At 38.7% G+C, this 7246-nt stretch carries 6 protein-coding genes and 1 pseudogene; 6 read left to right on the top strand and 1 reads right to left on the bottom strand.

The window, feature by feature from the left end; all coding sequences use genetic code 11:
* Positions 1-713: 713 nt before the first annotated feature.
* A complete protein-coding gene (locus BUB11_RS26405) occupies positions 714-1349 on the bottom strand; it encodes a glycosyltransferase family 2 protein (RefSeq protein WP_073033609.1) in 636 nt (211 codons plus the stop codon).
* An 804-nt stretch (positions 1350-2153) separates the two neighbouring features.
* On the opposite strand from BUB11_RS26405, the gene BUB11_RS26410 reads away from it, so the two are divergent.
* The 6 genes and pseudogenes from BUB11_RS26410 to BUB11_RS27960 all read left to right on the top strand — a co-directional run.
* The gene (locus BUB11_RS26410; protein WP_242947782.1) at positions 2154-2930 is read left to right on the top strand and encodes a hypothetical protein; all 777 of its coding nucleotides are present in this window, start codon (positions 2154-2156) and stop codon (positions 2928-2930) included.
* 231 nt (positions 2931-3161) lie between these two features.
* Entirely contained in the window at positions 3162-4259 is a 1098-nt protein-coding gene (locus BUB11_RS26415; RefSeq protein ID WP_073033612.1) for a tetratricopeptide repeat-containing glycosyltransferase family 2 protein, read from the top strand.
* A gap of 10 nt (positions 4260-4269) precedes the next feature.
* On the top strand, positions 4270-4815 hold the full coding sequence (locus tag BUB11_RS26420; RefSeq protein WP_242947784.1) for a class I SAM-dependent methyltransferase: 546 nt from the start codon (positions 4270-4272) through the stop codon (positions 4813-4815).
* 329 nt (positions 4816-5144) lie between these two features.
* A complete protein-coding gene (locus BUB11_RS26735) occupies positions 5145-5540 on the top strand; it encodes an FkbM family methyltransferase (protein WP_084110590.1) in 396 nt (131 codons plus the stop codon).
* Complete coding sequence (locus tag BUB11_RS29165) at positions 5537-5722, top strand: FkbM family methyltransferase (RefSeq protein ID WP_084110592.1); 186 nt, start codon at positions 5537-5539, stop codon at positions 5720-5722. Before BUB11_RS26735 ends, BUB11_RS29165 begins: the two co-directional genes overlap by 4 nt.
* Positions 5723-6801: 1079 nt before the next feature.
* Positions 6802-7246 (top strand): annotated as a pseudogene (locus tag BUB11_RS27960) (collagen-like protein); the annotation flags it as partial.

Consider the following 7246-nt stretch of genomic DNA (forward strand, 5'->3'; position numbering starts at 1 on the left):
GGAGTCACAGGAGCAACCGGTGTAACTGGCGCCACAGGAGCAACTGGTGAAACAGGGGCTACTGGAGCGACTGGCGCATAATTTATACGACTCAACTGGAGCACTTTTTGATCCCTACAATTGACTATCGTTAATTGGATTAATCACTGATAGCCCCTTGGCTAACGCCAAGGGGCTCCTTTTTGTCTAAACGAAAACCACCTGCTATGCAGGTGGTTCCAAAGAGCTTTAACTATGAAAAGAATTGATTCTCGCATGATGTTTCAACTGAACTGGGGGCTATAAATTGTTAACCAAGTTCTCTGTGTTTATTGAAAGATATTTTGGATTAAAGCGATAGCCCTTGATTTGCCTCCTTGGAGGCGTCGGGAGAAGCTTTACAGTTGGCGGATCTTTCAGTAAGCCTTGAGGCTTCGTATAGTACCTGCCCTTATAGGACTAGTATCACCACCACCCGCTGAGCGGGTGGTGGTGATACTAGTCACTTTTGGAGAAAGGTCTCTTCCCGCTCTCACCGGGTTTGACGATTTGCAGAAAGCGTCAGGTTCAATTGGCTTCGCAGGAAAATCCGTAAGCCTAAACTTAAGAAACTCAACAATCTTAAATGACGAAGACACTGAAGAGTGAAGGCATTGAAATATGCTTCCTCTCTTTGAGATTGTTAATGGTTATAATGAATTCTAGAGAACTTTTTTAAATATGAATTTTATCGCTTAAATACTGGTTTGCATAATTATTTCCTTAATACTACCGTGATATGACAATAAAATTGACTTTTCAAAATCTATAAAATTTGTGTTTTGGAAAGGACCAAGGTCATACTCGTAATCTTCTTCAGCCAATTGCCTAGTTATAACATTTCCTTCTTCTTTCCATTTTGTAAAGTATTGATTTCTAGCGAAGGCTGATTTTTCGTAATTCCATGAGGTAGGCAAATAGATATAGTCGATTTCTTCTCTTTCATAGTAGCCGATATTTGCCTCTTTCAGTCTCCTCGCAAAATCGACGTCTTCATAACCACCGCCAATAAAGCGTTCATCGAAGAAACCAATCTTTCTTATTAAATCTTTTTTAAAACCAAAAAAACCAAATCGATAAAGAGCAACAATCCCCCAACCATCTTCCAACATCAAAAGTATCTTTTCTACCGCCTTCGGAGTTGGTCTAGCTTTATCGTTACTGATTATAATTGTCTCATATTCACTGGAGGTTATACAATCGTTAACAAGCTTGGAAAACGAGGGATAATTCGTGCCGTCAAATACTCTGCTGTTATGGCCTGTTAAACATAATTGCGCCTCTTGGCTTAGGTGAGGCCTGTTGGATATTATTACTATTTCATAATCCATAAGTTAATCTCCTAGGAAATAATTTAGTTTCTTGATATTGTATGTAATCACTTCCAAATGGGTTAGCCGTTCTTCGGTCTACTTTAATCAAATCAAATCGATGATCAAAGGTAGATAGAGGAATTATCGTAAAATAGTCACATGCTAATCCAAAAGGGTTTCGGCTTGTATCTAAAACCCTTTTGGATAAGGAAGAGAGGCTGTCTCAAATTGAAGGAAACAGGATCGTTTGAGTTGATGACGATTCCGGTTTCACCTGGTTTAACGATTTGCAGAAAAAGTCAGACTCAATTGTCCCGGCAGGAAAAGTAAAGCAATATGTGTGGAATGGCTACAGGCATGTGGGGAGCAGAACCTAATATAATATGGAATGAATGTTGGTAAAAAGTGAAGAATTATAGATTTCAACAGAGTAGGGGCGAATGATTCGCTCCTACTCAGTTGTTTTGAGGTACGTGGACAAAAATTAAGCCTAGAATTAATCCTTTAAAGCCGAACTCAGGCGAAACAATCATAACGGAATCGAGAACCAAAAGAGGACAAAAACAATATAATAGAGCAATCCATAATATGGAATTTATCACGCCATATTTCTCCATGGTATGTTTAAAAACCCTGTGTATCTGGGCAAGGATTGCGGTTGGTGTTGTTAATATTTGTTGATGGGCTGACTACTAGTATCAATTTATTGTTAGTAATCAATTGTAGAGTTAACTCATGGGAAGAAATTATTATTAAGTATTTATATAAGGAGACAAGTCTATGGCTTCATTAACTACTGGATTGATTGAAAATTGACCGGTCTTGGGTGTAAGACCAACTTCATCGCTTACGGTAAGAATCACCAACGATAACACATCGGTTACTGTCGTCCAAATCCTAGGTTATTTCGTAACAGGGACTGTGAAGACACTGTATGTATCGGAGAACTTTGCCTTGGGACCCGGGAAGGTTGCAACCAGATTTTACTTTGCAAATTTGGATGCTTTTGAATTTCAGTTCATCACTAGCTCGGATGCTGTAAAAGTCTCGGTTTGGGGAAAAGATTCCGCTGGGCGTTTGGTCGCTGCTCATCGTGTGTTGCCAGCAGAACTTGATCCAATTAGTTCTCAAGGAATAACAGGAGCAACAGGAGCAACAGGTGTCACAGGAGCAACAGGGTTCACGGGGACTGTGCCAACATTAGCCTTTACTAATGCAATTGGCCCAATTCCGGTCTTTCCACCATTAAACACCGAAGTAACAGTAGCAAGTGTAACGCAAAGCGTTGTGATAAATCAGCAACTCAAAATTGATTATGCTTTCGCGGTTGAATTCGTTACTTCAGCGAACTGGGCATATGTATTTGAGGTGCGATTGTATCGAGATGCAACATTAATTAATACCAGGACAGTAAATAGAAACTTATCCGCAGCAGGCACTCAAAGATTCCCCTTAGGAAACACGTATGTAGATATAGTTCCAGCTACTAGTGCTAGTTCAACGTATAGTGTTAGAGTCATCGTCACAGCGGTTACTAACATTACCTCAGCATCTACAGGAACAAGTATTGATCTAAACATCATCACATTCACACCATAGAATTATCATAATCAGTTGATCCAAACGCGGCCCAAATAGTCGCGTTTGGATTATGGCTACGTTTAACCAATGAAAGTTACTTTCGACATGTGTTCATTGAGCTAAAACACGTCAAGTCATTGAATGATATTCTTTTTTGAGGTATTTAAAGGTTGTCAAGCTTCCACTTTCCAGTATGGCGAATACCTTAGAGTATGCCCCTAAAATCATTACTATGAGGTGGTAGGAAAGATGCCCGATAACTCCATATCCATTAGTCTGTGTATGATTGTACGCAATGAGGAAGCTACTATTGCCCGATGTTTAGACTCAGTGAAGGGAATACCGGATGAGATTGTAATTGTAGATACTGGCTCTTCAGACAAAACAAAAGAAATCGTGAGAAAATACACGGACCGGATTTTTGATTTTACCTGGATTGATGACTTTGCCGCTGCTAGAAACTTTGCTTTTAGTAATGCGACAATGGATTATATCCTTTGGTTGGATGCAGATGATGTCTTAGCTGATTTTGATCGTGCCCAGTTTTTGAAACTGAAAAAAAACCTGGATCCCTTAATGGACGTCGTTAATATGCCCTACCTATTAGCGTTCGACCAATCGGGAGTAGCTACTTTTAGTTTAAGAAGAAACCGCTTGGTCAGAAGGAGTAAGAACTTTCGTTGGATCGGGGCGGTACACGAGTATTTAGAAGTGTATGGACCTGTTTTGAACTCGGATATTTGTGTAACACACAAGGGTTCGGCAAATGATGATTCTAATCGCAATCTGAAAATATATGAGAAGCGTAAAGCAAGAGGGGAATTGTTTTCTCCAAGAGATTTATTTTATTATGCCAATGAACTTTTTGATCATAAAATCAACAAACGAGCGATAGAGACTTATCAAGAATTTTTAAAGACAGGACAAGGTTGGGTTGAGGATAATTTGTCTGCTTGTGGAAAACTGGCTGAATGTTTCCAGAGGTTAGGCGAGAAGGATAAAGAACTGGAATATATCTTGAAATCCTTTGAATATGCAACTCCAAGGGCTGAGTTTTGTTGTCGCTTAGGTTTTTATTTTCTAGGTGCTAAACAATATGAAAAAGGGGCTTTCTGGTATAAACTAGCGACTCAATTGGAAAAGCCAACTGATAGCTGGGGACCCGTAATTGAGGCCTGTTGGACGTGGTTACCACATTTACAGTTGTGTGTTTGCTATGACCGTTTAGGTAAACATGAGTTGGCCTATGAGCATAACGAGATAGCTAGGAAGTATCGCCCAGAAAATACGCAGGTTCTTTACAACAAGAATTATCTAGAGGGTGTGTTGGGGTTAGCTAATAAGTAAGAGGAAAGGGTTGAGAAATTTGGTATTAAACTGGCATGAAGATTTTATCGTCCACCTGGCGAGCCTTGTCCGTCCAAAGGTTTACGTGGAACTAGGACTATATCATTGTGCGCTGTTCAATCGAATAATTCCCTTTGCGGAAAAATTAATTGGAGTGGACATTAGTGCGGAATCCGGCAGTTATATGCAACAATCTTCGAAAACACGGTTTTTTAAGGGCACGACCCAGGATTTTGCCAAGGAAGTAATGAGTAACCCATTGAAAATTGATATGCTATTTATCGATGCAGATCATTCAAAAGAGGCGGTATTACAGGACTTCAAAGATTTCTTTCCATTTGTAGCACCACATGGTTTGATTTTGTTGCATGATACCCATCCTGGAAATGAGCAAATGATGCAACCTGAATGGTGCGGGACTGCTTATCTAGCAGTAGAGGAGTTATTAAGAGAAACGGGATCGTCATCTTATGAGCTGATGACGATCCCGCTATCACCTGGTTTAACGATTTGCAGAAAGCGTCAGGTTCAACTGGCTTGGCAGGAAAAGGCATAATCTACTAAATTGTATTTATAAATTATAGAGCATAGTCAAATCTGAAATAGTCCAGAAATAGATACCTTAAAGGGTGAAAGCGGCCGAGTATTCTGCTTTCACCTTTAAAAAAGATTAGTTAAATTATACTTGTAAATTTTCTGCAGGTAAACTAGTCCATAATATAATAATATCAATGAAAATTGACTAGACCAGATCAGTATGAAGAGATTGAGACAATATGTATGCAGATAATAATTGGGTTGTCTGGTAGCTAAGCGTTAAGATAGCCTAATTTCTATAATTTAGAGACCAAAAAGCAAGTTTCGTAGAGCCACGTCTTTAATACGATGGACGTTATAAAGAACGGAGTTTGTTTTAAAGTTCTTTCTGACACAAGACGGAGGTGGATATGGAACCATATTCTCAATAATTTTTGGGAAGAAGGAACATTTAAAGTTTTTGATTACTTCTTAGAACCTGATAAATCATATCTCGATATTGGTGTTTGGATAGGACCTACAGCATTATATTGTGCGTGCAAGGCAAAGCATGTTTATGCAGTGGAACCAGATAATGGCGCATTCCAAGAGCTTGCTAGGAATTTGGAACTTAATTCCTCCCTAATACCAAAAGTAACTTGTGTCAATGCTGCACTGACAGAGCAATCTGGTGTTGTCCGTTTATATACAAGAACGGAACCTGGAGATTCATTGTCTAGTGTTATTCCGAACGCTTTCCTATGATAATTTTACTGAACATAAGGGGCATCACGATAAGTGATTTTGTAACCGAATATGATGTTAAGGACATTGGTTTCATTAAGATAGATATTGAAGGTGGAGAATATTCTCTCATACCATCGATGCACTATTATTTATACTCGTTTAGGCCAACGATACTTTATCTTTTCACATTTATCGCTTAAGGGAAGAAATAAAACTCAAAAACTGTAACAACGATAGTTCTGAGAGTAAAAATTGTTTAGATGATGAGGCTTTGGTCATGGCGCGTCAAGTTCTAAAGTATTTGGACTTTTACAAGTTTATTTATGATTTCGATGGCAAGCTTCTCAATAGAGAACAACTACTCATAGACTGTAGTGACGGGCCATTTGTGTTTACCGATGTATCTTGGGAATAGTCTTCCGATAATTATCTTTATTGATAGTGATCACCTGAATAGTGTGGAAGGTCATATGTTTTATTAACAGATTTTCCGTGATGAGAGTTCTGCTTTAAAGGTAATAGAGGATTTCGATGTAAGTTTGCTCGAAGCCCACTACTTGTGTTTCCGTCACAAAAGAGGCCGGGGATTACTATGGCGTGAGCTTGGTGTTGATTTCATTGATACTTTAAAAAGATAATACTAGCTAAAAAGTTTAGGACGTTACCGCACAGATGGAGACCAGTTCAGCACTCGTAACTCTATGAGCGCTAAACTGGTTTCTTATTTTCTTGGGACAAACGAAGAGATGGAAAAAATTATACGTAGACAACAAATCAAATACACGCAAAGGGTATGAGAACTAAAAAATAACTCTTTTGCTAAATTATATTTGCATATGCCTTAATATCGAAGTTGGTAAATGCAGGAATCTTGTTTGGTGTTCTTCAAATAATTTTATTTTGCTTCAAAGGTTGCTGTATTTTTGAATACCTTATGACTTTTAGGAGTTAGCCTCTAATATTTTTGTTTGAAACGTGTCAGGAAACAATAACTTATGTACTTACATAGGTAAATTATGATTAGAAGTTATTTGATTAATGCAAAGTAATTTACTGTTTGCAGTTTAATCGGAGTCACTATCTAGTCTCTTTGGTGGGGTTATACCAACAGAATAGGTAGTTATATAAGGTAACAAAAGAGAGACTCGTACAATACAATAATAAAAGCCCATGATATGGAAAATTGTCCCAAGGATATTTTAGGATACAAGTCGGATATTCATAAAGACGCTTATCATATTTACAATGAATTATTTTATTATTGTAAGGAGAAGAGATGATGACTGAATTAACTACCGGATTAATCGAAAATGCTCCGGTTACTGGTGTAAGACCAACGTCAATGTTTACAGTAAAGATCACAAATGACGCTACAACTACAGCCAACATTGATATTTTAGGATTTTTCGTGACCGGGACTATAAAAACTATGTATGTTTCAGAGGCGTTTGTCTTGGCTGAGGGAGAAGTTGCAACTAGAGATTATTATGCTCAATTGAATGCGTTTGAGTTCCAGTTTATCGTCAGTACTGATGATGTAAAGGTCTCAGCTTGGGGAAAAGATTCCGCTGGGAATTTGGTAGCTGCCCATCGAGTTCTGTCGGCAGAACTCGATCAAATCGGGTCTCAAGGAATAACTGGGGCTACAGGAGAGGTCGGAGCGACAGGAATAACTGGGGCTACAGGAGAGGTCGGAGCGACAGGAATAACTGGGGCTACAGGAG

Source organism: Desulfosporosinus lacus DSM 15449 (assembly GCF_900129935.1).
Taxonomy (GTDB): Bacteria; Bacillota; Desulfitobacteriia; order Desulfitobacteriales; family Desulfitobacteriaceae; genus Desulfosporosinus; species Desulfosporosinus lacus.